Annotated in this window: 15 protein-coding genes; 11 read left to right on the plus strand and 4 right to left on the minus strand. The window is 69.6% G+C overall.

The genetic code is table 11. The annotated features are described in order from the left end of the window. Nucleotides 1-29 precede the first annotated feature (29 nt). Complete coding sequence (locus tag ACI2K4_RS28620) at nt 30-731, plus strand: VOC family protein (RefSeq protein WP_404515800.1); 702 nt, start codon at nt 30-32, stop codon at nt 729-731. A gap of 138 nt (nt 732-869) precedes the next feature. Here the strand turns inward: ACI2K4_RS28620 and ACI2K4_RS28625 are convergent, their stop codons facing one another. Further along, nucleotides 870-1,943: an LD-carboxypeptidase gene (locus ACI2K4_RS28625; RefSeq protein ID WP_404515802.1), complete on the minus strand. Its 1,074-nt coding sequence runs from the start codon at nt 1,941-1,943 to the stop codon at nt 870-872. Between the two features lie 609 nt (nt 1,944-2,552). Between ACI2K4_RS28625 and ACI2K4_RS28630 the strand changes: the two genes are divergently transcribed. The 4 genes from ACI2K4_RS28630 (at nt 2,553) to ACI2K4_RS28645 (ending at nt 6,929) form a co-directional block, all read left to right on the plus strand. Further along, nucleotides 2,553-4,124, plus strand: a complete 1,572-nt coding sequence (locus tag ACI2K4_RS28630; RefSeq protein ID WP_404515803.1) for a polysaccharide lyase family 1 protein — start codon at nt 2,553-2,555, stop codon at nt 4,122-4,124. Between the two features lie 291 nt (nt 4,125-4,415). After that, entirely contained in the window at nt 4,416-4,901 is a 486-nt protein-coding gene (gene soxR / locus ACI2K4_RS28635; RefSeq protein ID WP_404515804.1) for a redox-sensitive transcriptional activator SoxR, read from the plus strand. A 257-nt stretch (nt 4,902-5,158) separates the two neighbouring features. Continuing rightward, nucleotides 5,159-5,563, plus strand: coding sequence for a superoxide dismutase, Ni (sodN, locus tag ACI2K4_RS28640; protein ID WP_404515805.1), 405 nt, complete (start codon nt 5,159-5,161; stop codon nt 5,561-5,563). A 61-nt stretch (nt 5,564-5,624) separates the two neighbouring features. Beyond that, entirely contained in the window at nt 5,625-6,929 is a 1,305-nt protein-coding gene (locus tag ACI2K4_RS28645) for a radical SAM protein (RefSeq protein WP_404515807.1), read from the plus strand. 55 nt (nt 6,930-6,984) lie between these two features. On the opposite strand, the gene ACI2K4_RS28650 is transcribed toward ACI2K4_RS28645, so the two are convergent. Beyond that, a complete protein-coding gene (locus tag ACI2K4_RS28650) occupies nt 6,985-8,340 on the minus strand; it encodes an FAD-dependent oxidoreductase (RefSeq protein WP_404515809.1) in 1,356 nt (451 codons plus the stop codon). Between the two features lie 321 nt (nt 8,341-8,661). Here ACI2K4_RS28650 and ACI2K4_RS28655 point away from each other — a divergent pair, with 321 nt between their 5' ends. The 5 genes from ACI2K4_RS28655 (at nt 8,662) to ACI2K4_RS28675 (ending at nt 15,419) form a co-directional block, all read left to right on the plus strand. Continuing rightward, complete coding sequence (locus ACI2K4_RS28655) at nt 8,662-9,408, plus strand: TMEM175 family protein (protein WP_404515810.1); 747 nt, start codon at nt 8,662-8,664, stop codon at nt 9,406-9,408. 552 nt (nt 9,409-9,960) lie between these two features. Further along, complete coding sequence (locus ACI2K4_RS28660; protein ID WP_404515811.1) at nt 9,961-10,899, plus strand: ABC transporter permease; 939 nt, start codon at nt 9,961-9,963, stop codon at nt 10,897-10,899. Further along, on the plus strand, nt 10,896-11,888 hold the full coding sequence (locus ACI2K4_RS28665) for an ABC transporter permease (protein ID WP_404515812.1): 993 nt from the start codon (nt 10,896-10,898) through the stop codon (nt 11,886-11,888). The genes ACI2K4_RS28660 and ACI2K4_RS28665 overlap by 4 nt, the downstream gene beginning before the upstream one ends. A gap of 118 nt (nt 11,889-12,006) precedes the next feature. Beyond that, nucleotides 12,007-13,680: an ABC transporter substrate-binding protein gene (locus ACI2K4_RS28670; RefSeq protein WP_404515814.1), complete on the plus strand. Its 1,674-nt coding sequence runs from the start codon at nt 12,007-12,009 to the stop codon at nt 13,678-13,680. Next, entirely contained in the window at nt 13,677-15,419 is a 1,743-nt protein-coding gene (locus ACI2K4_RS28675; protein WP_404515815.1) for an ABC transporter ATP-binding protein, read from the plus strand. The genes ACI2K4_RS28670 and ACI2K4_RS28675 overlap by 4 nt, the downstream gene beginning before the upstream one ends. Before the next feature lie 26 nt (nt 15,420-15,445). Here ACI2K4_RS28675 and ACI2K4_RS28680 read toward each other — a convergent pair whose 3' ends face one another. Both ACI2K4_RS28680 and ACI2K4_RS28685 read right to left on the minus strand, forming a co-directional pair. Then, nucleotides 15,446-16,753, minus strand: coding sequence for a flavin-containing monooxygenase (locus tag ACI2K4_RS28680; RefSeq protein ID WP_404515898.1), 1,308 nt, complete (start codon nt 16,751-16,753; stop codon nt 15,446-15,448). After that, the gene (locus tag ACI2K4_RS28685; protein ID WP_404515817.1) at nt 16,698-17,246 is read right to left on the minus strand and encodes an OsmC family protein; all 549 of its coding nucleotides are present in this window, start codon (nt 17,244-17,246) and stop codon (nt 16,698-16,700) included. Before ACI2K4_RS28685 ends, ACI2K4_RS28680 begins: the two co-directional genes overlap by 56 nt. An 82-nt stretch (nt 17,247-17,328) precedes the next feature. Here ACI2K4_RS28685 and ACI2K4_RS28690 point away from each other — a divergent pair, with 82 nt between their 5' ends. Then, nucleotides 17,329-18,543, plus strand: coding sequence for a homoserine O-acetyltransferase (locus ACI2K4_RS28690; RefSeq protein WP_404515818.1), 1,215 nt, complete (start codon nt 17,329-17,331; stop codon nt 18,541-18,543). Nucleotides 18,544-18,545 lie beyond the last annotated feature (2 nt).

Here is an 18,545-nt window from a genome sequence, read left to right on the forward strand (position 1 = left end):
CGTCGCGGGCAGGTACCTACGGTGCGGTGATGCACTCACGACTGCTGACGGTGACCTTCGACGCGTACGACGCCGGCCGTCTGGCGCGGTTCTGGTCCGCCGTGCTGGGCAGGGAGGTCATCGAGGATGTCGGCGGTGCGTTCCTGCCCGGCGAGGACGGCCAGCCAGGTCTCCGGTTCGTCCCCGGCGCGACGCCGAAGGCGGGTCAGAACCTCATGCACCTTCATCTGACCAGCGTCAGCCTCTCCGACCAGGAACACATGGTGGCACAAGCGCTGGCGCTCGGCGCCAGCCATCTCGATGTCGGACAGCTCCCCGAAGAGGAGCACGTCGTCCTGGCCGACCCCGAGGGCAACGAGTTCTGCGTGATCCCACCTGGTAATGCCTTCCTCGCCGGTTGTGGTCTGCTCGGGGAAATCGCCTGCGACGGCACCCGGGAGGTTGGTCTCTTCTGGAGTGAGGCGCTGGGCTGGCCGCTGGTGTGGGACCAGGACCAGGAGACCGCGATCCAGTCACCGCAAGGCGGCACGAAGGTCGCGTGGGGAGGGCCGCCCCTGGCTCCGAAGGAGGCGAGGAGTCGGCAGCACTTCGACGTCACTGCCGACGGCGACCGGCAAGCGCAGGTCGAACGGATGATCAGCCTCGGAGCCACTGTGCTGGGGATCGGCAGTGATGGCACCGTCCTGCTGGCCGATCCCGACGGCAACAACTTCCGGGTCCGGGGGGACTGACGAATGCCGCGTCCGCCAGCCGATGTCACTCGTACGGTCTGTGTTTCCCAAGCTCGGCGCCGTCGGCTGCGCACACCGACGACGCGGCCCCAAGCCTGTGGTCCTGCTGTCCGGCCGCTGACCGCGGCCTGGGTCGGACTACCGGACGCCGGCCTCGGCGGTCAGCGTCCCAGCCTCGGCGTCGATCGTCGCCCGAGCCCCCAGGGGTACGGTGAGCTGACCGTTGCCGTGCCCGAGCCGGAGTCCACCCAGCACCGGTACACCGAGGTCATAGAGGCGGTCCTTGAGTACGGCCGCGGCGTCCCACTCGCCGGGCGCGCCGACGCTGTTGGTTATCTGGCCGACCACCACCCCGGCGACCCGACCGAGTACGCCGACCCGGCGCAGTTCGGTCAGCATCCTGTCGTAGCTGTACGGAGGCTCGTCCACATCCTCGAAGAACAGGATCGCGTCGTCGAAGTCCGGGGCGTCGTCGGCACCCAGCGAGGTTGAGATCAGGGTCAGGCACCCGCCGAGCAGCGGGCCGGTCGCCCGACCCGGCACCATGACCGAGGCGGCGGTCTCGGCCGGATCCCGGGTGACGGTGATCGGGTCGGTGGTCATCACCGCCCGTCGCAGCGCCTCGGCCGATTCCGGACCGGTCCGGCTGTCCGTCCAGTTGACCATCGGACCGTAGAAGCCGACCAGGCCGGTCTCGCGCCACAGCCGACCGTGGATGCTGGTGATGTCGCTGAATCCGACCACCACCTTCGGGTCGCGACGCAGCGTCGACAGGTCTATCTGGTCGACGATCCGTTGGGTGCCGTAGCCGCCGCGAGCGGCGAAGACGGCCCGCACACCCGGGTCGGCGAACGCGGAGTTCAGGTCGGCCAACCGCTGCGCGTCGGTGCCGGCCAGGTAGCCGTACCGGGCGAAGACGTGTTCACCCAGCTCCACCTCCAGCCCCCAGCCGCGAAGGATCTCGATGCCACGGTTCATCAGGGCCGGGGTCGGGGTGCGGCCCGGCGCCACCACCCGAACCCGGTCACCGGGAGCCAGGGCACGGGCGCGGAGCGGAGACCGCCGGCCGCGTGACGACGCCTGAGCTGCCCCGGCGGTGCCTACCAGCAACGCGCCACCGGTGGCCGCCGCCCCGGCGTGCAGCAGGCGTCGCCGGGACAAGCCCGCGGTGCCGGGCCCCGTCGTGCCTGGGCCCTTGTCGAAGTTCCGCATCGGTGTCCTCTCCGTTGTGCCGGGACCCGTGTTCCGGGCCGGGCAGCCCATCAGGTGACATCGATGCTATTGATCGCCAACGTCGGCGCAAGGGTGTCGGCGGAGGCGAACGATGGTCGGGCCATGGCGCCGGCTCGGGGTTGGCGTGAACGTACCGGGGTCGGTTGCCCGTGCCCGGCAAGTCATGACGTTGGTCGATGCGTTGCGGATACTCCGTGATCGAGGGCGATGCAACAAACCTGCACGTGGCGCCCCATTGACTTCCTCGGGCTCGGCCGGCACCTTGTTAAGGAATGCGCTTTCCTGCAACGTCGGCGTAGTGGCGGTCGGCGGATAGGAGCGGGTCGGCGCGTGGGTCGAGGCCGCGTCCGAACGTTCCCGGTAGGACGTTCCGGGCTGGACGGGGAAACCCGGTTCGGCGCCCCGGAGCGGGTCGGGAGCCGACGCCTCGAAGGCCGGGCGGAAGTGGGACCGCCGACCCGATCCACACCGGGGAAGAGCCGGCGCGGGTTGCTCCGTGGCCCGTCCGGCAACAGGTCGACGGGCCACGGCGACTCCCGACCCGATCACGGCACGAAGCGCCACCATCGACGACGAAGGCGAGGCAGGATGAGACGACCAGGCGCACGGCGACTCCAGGCGGTGCTGGCGACGGCGACCATGGCAGCCGCGATCGGGGTGACGGCTCTACCGGTACCCCGGGCGGCGGCAGCGGTCGGCAGTGCCACCGGCTATGCCACCCAGAACGGTGGGACCACCGGCGGCGCGGGCGGACAGACGGTACGGGCCACCACGGGAACCGCGATCCACGCTGCCCTGTGTGGTCGGGCCAGCAGCAGCACCCCGATCATCATCGAGGTGTCGGGCACGATCAACCACGGCAACACCAGCAAGGTGTCGGGCGACAGCTGCAACACCGCCGCCGGCGTGATCGAACTCAAGCAGATCAGCAACGTCACGATCATCGGAGTCGGCGGCGGGGCCCTCTTCGACCAGCTCGGCATCCATGTCCGCGACGCCAGCAACATCATCATCCGGAACGTGACCGTCCGGAACGTCAAGAAGTCGGGTTCACCCACGTCCAACGGCGGTGACGCCATCGGCATGGAGAGCACCGTACGCAACGTCTGGGTCGACCACGTCACCCTGGAAGCCTCGGGTGGGGAGTCGGAGGGATTCGACGGCCTCTTCGACATGAAGGACAACACCCAGTACGTGACCCTGTCCTACAGCATCCTGCGTAACTCCGGCCGTGGGGGACTCGTCGGGTCCAGCGAGAGCGACCGCTCGAACGGCTTCATCACCTACCACCACAACCTGTACGAGAACATCGACTCCCGTACGCCGCTGCTGCGTGGCGGCATCGCGCACATCTACAACAACTCGTACGTGAACCTCTACGAGTCCGGTATCAACTCCCGCGCCGGGGCCCGTGCCAAGGTGGACAACAACCACTTCCGCAACGCCAAGGACGTCCTTGGCACCTTCTACACCAGTGAGGCCGGCTACTGGCAGGTCAGCGGCAACATCTTCGACAACGTGACCTGGTCCGCCCCCGGCAGCGAGAACAACCCCGCCGGCCCCAACCCGCAGTCGAACACCACCGTCAGCATCCCGTACTCCTACAGCCTCGACGGGGCGAGCTGCGTGCCGGACATCGTCCGCCAGACGGCCGGCGCGAACACCGGTCTGAGGGAGTCGAACGGCAACTGCTCGCCGCAGACCCCGACGCCCACCCCGACCCGCCCCACGCCGACCCCGACCACTCCCACGCCCACCCCGACCGGCCCGACGCCGACGCCGACACAGCCGGGCGGGACCAACCTCAGCATCGGCGCCGGCTCCGACGGCTCCAGCAAGGCGAGCGGGACCGGCTACGGCGACGTACGGGACGGCAACATGAGCACCTACTGGTCGCCGGTCGGGTCGACCGGTGACATCTCGATCAAGTGGGGTTCCGCGACCACGGTGTCCAGGATCGTCATCCGTGAGGCGTCGGGCGCCACCGGCAACATCGGCTCCTGGCAGGTGATCAATCACGGCACCGGTGCCGTCCTGGCCTCCGGCAGCGGGGCTGGCGCGATCACCTTCCCGTCGACCTCGCTGAGCAAGATCACATTCAGGATCACCGGTGCGACCGCCACCCCGAGGGTCGCCGAGTTCGAGACCTACGCCGGGTAGCGATCCGGGAGCGCGGGCGGGGTCCGTCAGATTCGACGACCCCGCCCCTCGGCCCTACAGGAACGCCGCCCGACGCCGACAGACCTCGCCCACGCTCGTTCCTCGTTCCTCGTTCCTCGTTCCTCGTTCCTCGTTCCTCGTTGGTCGCTGTCGCTGTCGCTGTCGCTGTCGCTGTCGCTGTCGCTGTCGCTGTCGCTGTCGCTGTCGCGCGGCTCGCTGTCGCGCGACTCGCCTTGATGTCAACCCGGGTTGAAGTCCTACCTTCGGCGCAGGTCTTGACGAGGAGCGGTGATGCAGATGCCGGCGGAGCGGTCCGTGCCCGAGTCGGCGAGCCCGGAGGACCGGCTGACCCTCGGCGAGGTCGTCGCCCGCACCGGAGTGCCCGCGTCCGCGCTGTACTTCTACGAGCGGGAGGGGCTCATCTTCGCCGAACGGAGTGCGGGCAACCAGCGCCTCTACCGGCGGTACATGCTTCGTCGCGTCGCGCTCATCCTGGTCGCCAAGCGGCTCGGTATCCGCCTGGGTGACGTCGCCGCGATCTTCGCCACGCTGCCCACCGACCGGGCCCCGAGCCACCTGGACTGGGAGCGCGTCTCGCGGTCCTGGAAGCGGGAGCTGGAGGGGCGGCGGCGTTACATCGAGAACCTCGAACACCAGCTCGTCGGCTGTATCGGTTGCGGGTGCCTCTCGATGAGGGCATGCGGCCTGCTCAATCCCGGCGACGGCCTCGGCAAGCGCGGCCAGGGGCCGGTACGCCTCGACGAGGCGAGCCGATGACGGCATCGGATTTGACATGAAGTCCGGTTGAGGTTCTACCGTGCGGTTGTGGATCAAGCTGCGGCTCGGGAGCCGATGACCGAGGCCATGGTGGCGTATGAGTGGCGCTGCCGGCCGCTATCGAGTGGGGCCTCGACGTCATCCGGGTAACCGGCCGTGAGGGGCCGATCGACACCCGCCCCGCGCGACGCCGAGCTTCGCCGCCCAACTTCGCCGTCGCAGCTCGCCACCTCTTCACCGATGTCGGAAGGAATCTGATGCACCTGCCACGCCTTCTCCGCCCCCGTACCGTCGTGAGCGCCCACTGTGACCTGCCGTGCGGCGTCTACGACCCGGCGCAGGCCCGGATCGAGGCTGAGTCGATCAAGGCGATCTCCGAGAAGTACCAGGCCAGCGACGACCCGGAGTTCCGTACCCGCTCGCTGATCCTGAAGGAGCAGCGGGCCGAGCTGGTCAAGCACCACCTCTGGGTCCTGTGGACCGACTACTTCAAGGCGCCGCACTTCGAGAAGTACCCTCGGCTGCACGGGCTGTTCAACGAGGCCACCAAGTTGGCGGGTGCCGGCGGTGCGAAGGGTTCCGCGGACCCGGCCGTCGCGGAGCAGCTCCTGGCGAAGATCGAGGAGATCTCGAAGATCTTCTGGGAGACCAAGCAGAGCTGATTCACCGGAACCGGGTGGCGCCCGGCCACCCGGTTCCGTACAACCCGTTCAGGAGGACCACGTGGCGTCGCGTACCGACCTTGTCGAAGAGCTGATGAGCCGTTTCCCGCAGGTGCCGCGAGAGGCGGTCATCAAGGAGGACCTGCTGCGCGGCGGACTGGCCTTCGACGACTCGGCACTGACCGACAACGAGAGCGGCGACGTCAAGCCGAAGTCGTACTTCATCTTCTCCTTCGACCACCGGACACTGCCGGAGCTCGGTACGGCCGCGCTGCGCCGCCCACCGGAGGAGATCGTGCTCACCGGTGGCCCGTACGGGCTGCGCCGCACCGTCGTCTCGGTGCGTACCAATCCGGGGTCGCCGTACCGGGTTCGGACCGACGGCGACGGGCGGCTGCGGCTGTTCCTCGACGACCGGCCGATCGCCGACGTCGGACTGCCCCCGATGCCGGCCTACTACCGCGAGACGCTGACCAACGGCAAGTCGGTGATGGAGGTCGCCCCGACCATCCAGTGGGGCTACCTGATCTACCTGACCGCGTTCCGGGTCTGCCAGTACTTCGGCGCGAAGGAGGAGTGCCAGTACTGCGACATCAACCACAACTGGCGGCAGCACAAGCAGGCCGGACGCCCCTACACCGGCGTCAAGCCCGTCGACGAGGTGCTCCAGGCTCTCGAGATCATCGACCGGCACGACACCGAGCGGGCGTCGCAGGCGTACACCCTCACCGGTGGCAGCATCACCTCCCAGGTCGGCGGGCTGGGCGAGGCGGACTTCTACGGCCAGTACGCACAGGCGATCGAGGAACGGTTCCCGGGACGCTGGATCGGCAAGGTGGTCGCCCAGGCGCTGCCCCGGGCCGACGTCCAGCGCTTCCACGACTACGGCATCCGCATCTACCACCCCAACTACGAGGTGTGGGACAAGCGGCTGTTCGAGCTCTACTGCCCTGGCAAGGAGCGGTACGTCGGCCGGGAGGAGTGGCACCGCCGCATCCTCGACTCCGCCGAGGTGTTCGGTCCACGTAACGTCATCCCGAACTTCGTGGCGGGCGTCGAGATGGCCGCCCCGCACGGCTTCACCAACGTCGACCAGGCCATCGAGTCCACCGCCGAGGGACTGCACTACTTCATGTCGCGGGGGATCACACCTCGGTTCACCACCTGGTGCCCGGAGCCGACCACCCCGCTCGGCCGGGCCAACCCCGAAGGGGCACCGCTCGAATACCACGTCCGGCTGCTCGAGGTCTACCGCGCGACCATGGAGGCCCACGGCCTGTCGAGCCCACCCGGGTACGGCCCGGCCGGACCCGGCCGGGCGGTGTTCTCGGTCAGCTCCTTCATGGACACCATGCCGGCGGCGTGACCACCGCCTCGCGCCCGTGGACCACTCGTGCCGTCCACGGGCGCGACCGTCGCGGCTACGGCGCGTCGGCTCTGTTGCTGATCTCGATCATCTCGTCGCGGGGCACGACCTTGACCCGCTTACGGCCGTGCGGGCGGCCCAGGTCGATCTCGTGCCGGTCCAGCCGCTGCCAACCCGCCCAGGTGGTGTGGGCGAGGTTTCGCCGGTCAAGATAGGTGAGCACGTCGGCCGGGTCGGCGTGTGCGGCCGCCGGCAGGGTCCGCAGGTCGGCCAGCAGACTGGCGACCGTCTCGTTCGCGTCCTTCTTGGTGTGGCCGATCAGACCGACCGGGCCGCGCTTGATCCAGCCGGTCACGTACCGGCCGGGGATCTGGTTGCCGTCGAGATCCAGCACCCGGCCGGCGTCGTGTGGGATGGTCCCGGTGACCGGGTCGAACGGCAGGTCCGCGACCGGGCGGCTGAGGTAGCCGATCGCCCGGTAGACCGCCTGCACGTCCCAGTCGGTGAAGTCACCGGTGCCGCGTACCCAACCGTCGCCGGTCAGCGCCTGCGTCTCGGTACGTAGGCCGGTGACCCGGTCCGTGCCGGCGATCGCCACCGGCGCCTGCAGGAAGTGCAGGTGCAGGCGGCGGGTACGCCCGCGCGGCTCACGCGCCGCCCAGTTCTGCAGGATGTCCACGCACATCTTGACCGTCCGCCGGGCACGGATCGTGGCCAGGCTCGCGTCGTCGAACTCGATGCCCTCGGGATGGACGACGACCTCGACGTTCGGCGACTCGTCGAGCTCCCGAAGCTCCTGCGGGGTGAACTTGACCTGCGCCGGGCCGCGCCGGGAGAACACGTGCACGTCGGTCACCGGGCTGGTCAGCAGCCGCCGGTGGACGTTGTCCGGGATCTCGGTCTCCAGCAGCTCGCCCGCGGTCTTGGCGAGCATCCGGGCGACGTCCACCGCGACGTTGCCCGCTCCGATGACGGCGACGCTGGAGGCGGTCAACGGCCAGTCGCGCGGGGCGTCGGGGTGCCCGTCGTACCAGGAGACAAAGTCGGCGGCGCCGAAGCTACCGGGCAGCTCGATCCCGGGGATGTCCAGGTCGCGGTCGAGGTCGGCGCCGGTGGCGATGACGATCGCGTCGTAGAACGGGTCGAGCTCGTCCGGCTTCACGTCCACGCCGTAGTCGACGTTGCCGATGAACCGGATCCGTGGATCGTCGAGCACGTGGTGCAGCGCGGTGACGATCTCCTTGATCCTGGGATGGTCGGGTGCCACGCCGTACCGGATCAGACCGTACGGGGTCGGCAACCGGTCGAAGATGTCGACCGTGGCCGCCGGGGCGGCCTTGGTGAGGATGTCGGCGGCGTAGATGCCAGCCGGCCCAGCACCGACGACGGCGACCCGTACGGGGCGATCCATGGCTTGTTCCCCTGTTCCTCGGGCGCTGCCGGCACCGGCCAGCCGTGCCACGTTGATCGATGTCGGGTCCGGAGCCCGATGTCCTCGTCGGCCCGGTTCGCGTCGCGTGCCGGATCCGACCAGGGTTGTCGTGACCCACCCTCGGAACGTTAAAACCTCAATCCCACTTCAGGTCAAGGCAAGATCCGGCGACCGTGGTCACAGGGGGCTGGGTTGCCGGCGGCTCGGTGTCCGGGTCGGCGGGCGCTGTCCGGTTTGAAGCGGGCGAGCGCGGGAAGACCCGCCCGTACGCCTCCTTGATCCATCGATGGGGGAGAGCCGGTGCGTTGGTTTCGCGTGACTCGTGGCACCTCCGCGAACCACGCGAGCGGATCCAGCGCACCGAGCGGATCCAGCGCACCGAGCGGATCCAGCACGCCGATCGGTCCGGCGCGGGACCCGACGCGGCTCGTCGCGTTCAGTGACGCCGTCATAGCCATCGCCGTCACCCTGCTCATCCTGGAGATCCGCCCACCGGAGGACACCCGTCACCTGCTGCGCGGCCTGGTCGACCTGTGGCCGTCCTACCTGGTCTACGTCACCACCTTCCTGTTGATCGGTCAGATGTGGGCGAACCACCACGTCATGCTCGATCACCTCCACTCCGCCGACCGCCTGGTGATCCTGCTCAACACGCTGCTGCTGATGGTGATCGCGTTCCTGCCGTTCGCGTCGTCCGTCCTGACCCGCGCGTTCGAGTCCGGTCACGGGCAGCGGGTCGCCCTGGTCTTCTACGGGGCCGCCTACCTGGCGGCAGCCGTACTCTTCAACGTGATCTGGGAGTACGCGAGGTACGGCGGCCGTCTGTTGACGGACACCACCGACGACATCGCGGCGAGGGCGATCAGCAGGCGGTTCCGCCCCGCGCCGCTCTGGATCGCCGCCGGCATCGCGCTGGGCGCGGTCCACCCGATCGTCGGGTTGGCGGTGGTGGGTGCGTTTGTCCCGTTCTACTGGTTGCCGATCGGCGGCGAGGCGGCCAGCCTGAGGCGCGCCCGCGAGCGCGGTCGCGGCGACTCCCGGCCGTGACGGCCGGTGGGCCGCCAGGGGACCTGGTGACACGACCCGTCTGCCGGAACGTGGCGGGACCGCTCGGCGAGTTCCACCCACCTCTCCCCGCGCACCCGGTTTCCCGGGTGGCTGGAGGTCGTGCCGGCCCGGGGGCGGGGGAGTTGTTGCGTCGAACCTGCAGGGTGATTAATTCCTATTAACCATATGGGCTTTGTGGGTCTAGGGGTGGGGCGCCAGACATCGTCATCAATCACTGTCCACGTAGTCCTGTCGACAGCTTCGACGGACCGGCTGAGCTGCGGAAACGTCGAGTATCCCGGTGTGCTCGTCGGGTGCCAAGGCGGCCGGTTCGGCCCGGGACGAGGTGGCGGACAGGGTTTACGGGCCCTCCCGATCGGCTCGGAAAGGCCATACGATCGGCGCCGTCGACCGCCGGATGGGTTCGACAGCGAGGGCGTACGTCCACCCGCTCGTCACCCGTACCCGAAGGAGTGGCCCGTGCCCGAGCAGTGTTGCCGCCCGCGAACCACGCGCTGACCGGCATCCCGCTTCACACCCGAAGAAGGCCACGTGTCCGTCGACATCTCGCCAGCCCTGCCTGACATCCCGCTGTCGCGGACCACGCGGCACCCGCTGCGCCGGCTCCTGGGCGACCGCTGGGCGGTAGCCGGCGGGGCGGTCATCCTGGTCTTCCTGCTCGTCGCCCTCGCCGCGCCGCTGCTCTCCGCGATCGGCGGCCACGACCCCTACACCTACGACCTGACCGCCGTAACCGACGCGGGGGCACCGATCGGCTTCGGCGGCGGGATCAGCGCCGACCACTGGTTCGGCGTCGAGCCGATGACCGGACGCGACCTGTTCGCCGTCGTGGTGCACGGCGCCCGTACGTCGTTCCTGGTCGGCTTCGGCGCCACCGCGCTCTCGGTGCTCATCGGGGTTCTCGTCGGAATCACCTCGGGCTACTTCGGCGGATGGTACGACCGGGTGGCGAGCCGGCTCATCGACGTCCTGCTCGGCTTCCCCTGGCTCGTCTTCGTCATCGCGCTCGGGGCGATCGCACCCGCCCGGTTCCCCAAGCAACTCCTGGTCATCCTGGTCATCGGACTGTTCGGCTGGCCGTCGATCGCCCGGGTCATCCGGGGTCAGACCCTCGCCCTGAAAAAACGGACGTTCGTGATCGCCGCCACCGCGCTCGGCGCCGGCCCCGCGCACCTGCTCCGGCACCAGTACCTGCCGAACCTCTGGTCGACCATCATCGTCTACGCCACCATGACGGTCCCCGGCATGATCGGCGCGGAGGCCGCCCTGTCCTTCCTCGGCGTCGGCGTGCCGCCACCGACCCCGGCCTGGGGCCGGACGATCGGCGACGCCATCTCCTGGGTGCAGACCGACCCGATGTTCCTGGTCTTCCCCGGCGCGGCACTCTTCCTCGCCACCCTCGCCTTCAACCTGTTCGGCGACGGACTGCGCGACGCGCTCGACCCACGCACCCGGGAGACACGCCGATGAGCGCCCTCCGGTACGTCGCACTACGCCTGCTCGGCATGGTCGGCACCCTGCTGGTGATCAGCGTGCTGACGTACGCGGTCTTCTACCTGCTACCGGCCGACCCCGCCCAGCTCTCCTGTGGCCGTCCCTGCACCCCGCAACGGCTCGCCGAGGCAAGCGCGTTCATGGGATACGACAAGCCCTGGGCGCGGCAGTACCTCGACTTCCTCGGTGGCATCGTCGCCGGCCGGCACTTCGGGTCCGGGCTCGCCGCGGTGGAGTGCGCCGCCCCCTGCTTCGGCTACTCGTTCCGGTTGAACGAACCGGTCACCCAGCTCATCGTGGAACGCGCGCCGGTCACCTTCTCCATCGCACTCGGCGCCGCCGCGCTCTGGCTGGTCGTCGGTGTCGGTGCCGGAGTGCTCGCCGCGGTCCGGCGGGGGACAGCGGTCGACCGTACGGCGATGCTGCTGTCCACCGTCGGCGTCTCCGCCCCGAGCTACCTGGTGGCGCTGCTGGGCATCCTGCTGTTCGGCTTCACCCTCGACATGGTGCCGGTCGGCGGCTACGTGCCGTTGACCGAGGACCCGGTCCGGTGGGCCTGGCACCTGGTCCTGCCGTGGTCCGTGCTCGCCCTGCTCTCCGCCGCGGTCTACGCCCGGCTGACCCGGGGCCAGATGCTCGAGGTGCTCGGCGAGGACTACATCCGGACCGCCAGGGCCAAGGGGCTGCGGGAGCGTCGGGTGATCGGCCGTCACGGGCTGCGCAACGTCCTCATCCCGGTCGTCACCGTCTTCGGACTCGACCTCGGCACGCTGCTCGGCGGTGCGGTGATCAGCGAGAAGGTGTTCAGCATGCAGGGGCTGGGCGCGCTGCTGCTGGACGCGGTCGGCACCGTCGACCTGCCCCTGATCGTCGGAGTGACGCTCTGCTCCGCGTTCCTGGTCATCTTCGCCAACTTCCTCGTGGACCTGGCCTACGGCGTCCTCGACCCGAGGGTGTCGCGGTAACGCCCGCGGACGAACCAGACGGTCCCGAAGACGGTGACCGAACGACAACCGGGGAGCGGTCCGCGACCCCGGCGGCTCCGGGCCCGGCAGCGTGCCCGACAAGGAAAGGAATCCCCTCGTGAGAAGACCCGGAACGCTCGGCGCACTGGCGCTGACCGCGCTGCTGGCACTGACCGGCTGCAACGCGAACTCCCAGGACGGGTCGGACGGCGGCAGCACCGCCACCGGCACCACCCCGGGCGGCACGCTGAACATCCTGAGCGCGTCCACCGACATCAACTTCGACCCGGCCAAGAGCCAGAACCTGGCCGTCACCACACTGGGCCTGGTACTGCGCCGGCTCACCACCTGGGACGTCCAGCCAGGCAAACCGGCGCAGGTCGTGCCGGACCTGGCCACCGACACCGGGCAGAGCAGCGACGGCGGCAAGACCTGGACCTACACGCTCAAGGACGGACTCAGCTACGCCGACGGCGCCCCCATCACCTCGGCCGACATCAAGTACGGCGTCGAACGCTCCTTCGCGCCCGAACTCTCCGGCGGCCTCGGCTACCACAAGGGCCTCCTGGTCGGCGGGGCCGAGTACAAGGGGCCGTACGCGGGTGCCGGCCTCGCCTCGATCGAGACCCCGGACGCCAAGACGGTTGTGTTCCGGCTGAAGACCGCCTACGGCGACTGGCCGTGGATCGTGTCGATGCCCGCGTTCGCACCGGTGCCGAAGGCGAAGGACGACCCGAAGACGTACACCCAGAACCCGGTCGCCTCCGGCCCGTACCAGGTTGACTCCTACCAGCAGGGCACCGCGGTGAAGCTCAAGCGCAACCCGCGGTGGGACCCCAGGACCGACCAGGTGCGCACCGCCGGCCCCGATCAGATCGTCTTCCAACTCGGCCAGGACACCACGGTCGCCGCGCAGCGGTTGATCGCCGACTCCGGCGACGACAGGTTCGCCTTCGGCGCCGGGTTCGTGCCGCCGGCCCAGCTCGTGCAGATCCAGCAGAACGCGGCGGCGAAGCAGCGGCTGGTCACCTCGGACGCGGGTGCCCTCGCCTACCTGGCGATCAACAACCAGCGGGGTCCGCTGAAGGACGTCAAGGTGCGCCAGGCCATCGGATACGCCGTGGACAAGAAGGCGTTCCAGGTCGCCGCGGGCGGCGCCACCGGCGGGGACCTGGCCAGCACACTGATCACGCCGGGCATCGCCGGCCGGGTCGAGTACGACCTCTACCCGGCCGACCCGTCGGGTGACGTGGCCAAGGCCAGGCAGTTGCTGACCGAAGCCGGCCAGACCAGCCTGGCGCTCGTCCTGCTGTCCAAGAACGACCAGGTGAGCCTGGCCCAGGCACAGGCGATCCAGCAGGGACTGCAACGGGTCGGGATCACGGTGACCATCAAGCCGGCGGACGCGACCACGGTGGTCGACGAGATCACCGGAGACAAGGGCGACTTCGACCTGACGATCAGCAGTTGGCAGCCGGACTTCCCCAGTGCGAACGGCAACATCCAACCGCTGTTCGCCAGCACCGAGATCGGCGGCGGAGGCTACAACATCTCCCGCTACTCGCAACCCGAGGTGGACACGCTGATCGACCAGGCCACCACCGAGACCGACCCGACCAAGGCACAGGCACTCTGGGCGCAGGCGGACAAGCGGATCCTGGGCGACGCCCCCGTCGTACCGCTGATCTACACGAAGAACTCGTTCCTGCACGGTTCGAGCGTGCAGAACTTCTTCGTCGCGGCGTTTCCCGCGTACCCGAACTACCTGAAGGTATCGCTGAAGCAGGGATGACCGTACCCGTCGTGTCGCCGCTGCTGGCGGTGGAAGACCTCGCCATCTCGTTCGACGTGGACGGTGTGGTGCACGAGGCGACCCGCGGCGTGACTTTCGAGTTGCGTCGCGGGCACGTCCTGGCCCTTGTCGGCGAATCCGGCTCGGGCAAGAGCGTCACCGCCATGTCCACCCTGGGACTGCTGCCCGCCAACGCGAAGGTCAGCGGCAGCATCCGGCTCGACGGCGAGCAACTCGTGGGTGCCGGTCCGAGCCGGCTACGCGAACTACGCGGCGGCCGGATCGGCACCATCTTCCAGGAGCCGATGACCGCGCTGAACCCGGTCTTCACCATCGGTGACCAGATCGGCGAGGCGATCCGCGCCCACCGCCCACTTGGCCGCGCGGCGCTCCGCGACCGGGTACGGCGACTGCTCGAACTCGTCGGACTGGACGCCCCGGTACGGGTGGCGCGTTCCTACCCGCACGAACTCTCCGGCGGGCAGTTGCAGCGGGCGATGATCGCCATGGCGATCAGCTCCGACCCGATGCTGCTGATCGCCGACGAGCCGACCACCGCCCTCGACGTGACCGTCCAGGCGGGCATCCTCGAACTGCTCCGGGACCTGCGCGACCGGCTCGCCATGTCGATCCTGCTGATCACCCACGACATGGGTGTGGTGGCCGACCTCGCCGACGACGCCGTGGTGCTCGACCGAGGCCGGGTGGTCGAGCGGGCGCGGGTGTCGCGGCTGTTCGCCGCGCCGGCACACCCGTACACCCGGGCCCTGCTGCGGGCGGTGCCCGAGCTGGCCGAACTGCGGCTGCCGGACCCCACGACCGACTCACCGGGGGTGGCCGACGTCATCGCCGTCGAGCCGGGGCGGGCGTCCAGGGACGACGACACCGGGGCGGGGCCGGGCGCGGTGCGGTTGTCCGACGTCGTGGTGGAGTATCCGGGGCGCCACGGCGTACGGGTGCGTGCGGTGGACCGGGTGTCCCTGTGCGTCGACCGCGCGGAGGTCCTGGGTCTGGTCGGGGAGTCCGGTTCCGGCAAGTCGACCATCGGGCGGGTGCTCGCCGGTCTGGTCCCGGTGGCGGCCGGCACGGTGCTGGTCGACGGTACGGACGTCGGCGACCTTGCCCGCCGTCCGTGGCGCAACGCCCGGCCGCTGCGCCGCGTACGGTCCGAGACAGGCATCGTCTTCCAGGATCCGGCATCCTCGCTGAACCCGCGACGCACCGTCGCGGAGAGTATCGCCGAGCCGCTCCTGCTGCACCGCGACCTCGACCCGGCGGCGGTGCGCGAGCGGGTGGACGACCTCCTCGAAGCGGTCCAGTTGGCGCCGGGGTTTCGTGACCGTTACCCGCATGAGATGTCCGGCGGTCAACGCCAGCGGGTGGCGATCGCCCGCGCCATCGCCCTCGAACCGGCGCTGCTGATCGCGGACGAACCGACCAGTGCCCTCGACGTGTCGGTGCAGGCCCGCATCCTCGAACTGTTCCGGTCGCTACAGAGCCGGTTCGGCTTCGCCTGTCTGTTCATCAGCCACGACCTCGCCGTGGTGCGGCAACTGGCTCACCGGGTGGCCGTCATGCACCAAGGGCGGATCGTGGAGCAGGGCCCGGCCTCGGAGGTACTGCACGCCCCGCGACATCCCTACACCCAGCGCCTCCTCTCGGCGGCGCCGATCGCGGACCCCCGGCGCCAGGCCGACCGGCGGGCGATCTGGCGGCGCGCGCTCGCCGATCTTGGCTGACCAGGATCGCCCGCCGGTCGTCGCGCTCAGCGGCGCGTGGCCAGGTGGCGGGAGAGGGTGGCGATCACCTCGCGGGCGTCGTCCTCGATGCCGTGGATGAAGGTGGACTTGCGTCTGCGCAGCACCGGAAGCCCGAGGGCGTACATGCCGGGGCTGTCGACCGTGCCCCCGTCGTGACGCAGCCGGCCCTTCCCGTCGACCACGGGCACGTCGAGCCAGCGGTAGTCGGGCCGGAAGCCGGTCGCCCACACGATCGTCCGGATCTCGCCACCTCGCAGGTCGAGCCGCAACCGTGGCGATTCGGGAGGGCGGGTGGGGACGAACCGCTCGGGCGGGCCGAACTCGTCGTCGTGCCCGTTCGTCCGCGCCCACTCGTCGAACGTCTCCAGCAGCCGTTCCAGCTTCAGGTCCGCCAGCGAGAACACGTTGCGCAGGCCCCCGGAGAACAGCGCGTGGCCGTCGCGCAGGGCCGACCACCGGCCCACCAGTTCGACACCCGCCGTGGCCAGCGCGTTGAGATCGAGGGTACGCCGCTCGGGTGTCCCGACCAGTTGCGGCGAGGGTAGGCGTCGTGCCCGTACGAGGTCGTCGATGTTGTCGTACCGTTGGTCCCAGACGCCGGAGGCGTCCATCCAACCCAGTACGTCCCGTCCACGGTAGGTGCGCGGCAACCGTACGTGTTCACCGACCGAGAGGATCACCGGTCGCCCCGATCGCCTCAGCTCGTCGGCGAGTTGTACGCCGGTCGCCGACGCTCCGACCACGAGGACGCCGCCGTCGGGGAGTTTGCCCGGACTGTGGTAGCCGAACGGGGTCACCTGCTCGACGTGGGCCGGAACGGCGTCGCGCAACGGCGGCACCACCGGCTGGTTGCACGCGCCGCTCGCGATGACCACCGACCGGCAGCGGATCTCACCACGGCTCGTGGCGACGTGGTAGCCGTCGTCGGTCCGCCGCACCGACGTGACGTTCGTGCCGGCCCGGACCGGGGCGCGGGTGAGCGCGGCGAAGCGCTCGATGAACTCGACCACCTCGCCGTTGGTCATGTAGCCGTCGGGGTCCGGCCCCTGGTAGCGGTGACCCGGAAGGCGGCTCTGCCGGTTCGGGGTGAGCAGTCGCAGCGACTCCCAGCGTTCGGACCGCCAGGAGTTGGCCACCTCGCCGCGTTCGAGCACGAGGTGATCGATCGACCGCTCGGTGAGGAAGTGACTCGCGGCGAGACCCGCGTGCCCCGCCCCGATGACGACCGCGGTGGTGTGCTCGATGGCGCGATCCCCCTCAGGCGACCTCGACGGTGACGTTCGTCGGGTTGGTGAGGGCGTCGAAGACGGCAGAGCGTTTCTGGGACTGGGCCACCAGCGCCGCGATCTCCTGTTCCGACGCGTCCGCGTCGATGGCGAAGGTCACCTTGACGTCGTTGAAGCCGTTGCGGACGTCGCTGTCGACGCCGAGGATCCCACGGATGTCGTGCTGACCCTCGACGGTCGCCCGGACCGAGCGCAACTGGATGCCCCGGTTCTGGGCGACCGACGCCACGCCCGCCGTCAGGCAGCTTGCCAGGCCGACGAGGAGGTACTCGATCGGGGTGATCCCGTTGTCCTGCGCCGCGAAGACCTCGGGGTGGTCGGCGTCGAACACCGTCTCGGACTTGTGTGCCTGCTCCTGCCCGAGGCCGAAGAAGTTTTGCACCGTTGTGGTGCTGTGCACACCGTTCTGCCAGGTCGAGGAGGCCCGCCAGGTGAACTGGGCGGCCTCGGGCGCGCCCTTGAGCGCCTCTCGTGCGTCGAGCAGTGCCTGGACGTTCACGCCGTTGTCGACAGTCGTCATGCCGCGGGTCCCGCCTTCCATCCAGCTCGCGGAATTACCTATTAAGGTGGTAGACAATAGCACCGGGGGGAGGTGATTGGCTATGATCACGTTCGTGCTGCCAGCCCAGACCGCCTCGATCGGCATGGTCGAGACGCGTTACCTCGACCTGCCCGACCCGCTCAAACTCGACTCCGGACGGGAACTCGGCCCGATCCGGGTGGCGTACGAGACCTACGGCGTCCTCTCACCCGAGCGGGACAACGTCATCCTGGTCTGCCACGCACTCAGCGGTGACGCCCACGCGGCCGGGCTGTCGGCCACACCGCCCGAGGTCAGCACCCGCGACGGATTCGCGGCGACCGACCGCGACGGCTCGGCCGGACGAGGACTCGGCTGGTGGGACGGGATGATCGGCCCCGGCAAGGCGTTCGACACCGACCACTACTACGTCATCGCCACCAACCTGCTCGGCGGCTGTCGCGGCACCACCGGGCCGTCGTCGACCAACCCGGCGACCGGCAAGCCGTACGGGGCGGACTTCCCCGTCGTCACCGTCGCGGACATGGTCCGGACCCAGCGCGCGCTCCTGGACGCCCTCGGCATCGAACGGCTCGCCGCGGTGGCCGGCGGATCACTCGGCGGCATGCAGGCCCTCGAATGGGCGGTCCTGTACCCCGACCAGGTCGACGCCGTCGTGGCGATCGCCAGCACGCACGCCCTCCACCCGCAGGGCCTGGCCTGGAACGCCATCGCACGAGACGCGATCATGCGCGACCCCGCCTGGCAGCGCGGCCACTACTACGGCACCGGCCGCGCGCCCGACGGCGGCACCGGAGTGGGGCGGATGGTCGGTCACGTCACCTACCTGTCCGGACCGGCACTCGACGACAAGTTCGGCCGGCGACTGCAGTTCGCCGACGACATCCGCTACACCATCACCGAGCCCGAGTTCGAGGTCGAGAGCTACCTCCGCCACCAGGCCGACTCGTTCGTCCGGCGGTTCGACGCGAACACCTACCTCTACCTGTCCCGTGCGCTCACCTACTTCGACCTCGCACGGCAGCACGGCGGCGGATCACTCGCCCGGGCCCTCGAAGGCGTCTCGGCGCGGACGCTGCTGATCGCGTTCAGCTCCGACTGGCTCTACCCGCCGTCGGCGTCCCAGGAGATCGAGCAGGCGCTGCGCAGCCTCGGCAAGCCGGTCGAGTCGCACCTGATCGACGCGCCGTACGGCCACGACTGCTTCCTGCTCGAGGAAGCGCGTCAGACGCCCATCATCCGTCACTTCCTGGCCGACGGCCGGGCTGCCGGCTGACG

It is taken from the genome of Micromonospora sp. NPDC050397, from assembly GCF_044901685.1.
In the GTDB taxonomy this organism is placed as follows: Bacteria; Actinomycetota; Actinomycetes; order Mycobacteriales; family Micromonosporaceae; genus Micromonospora_G.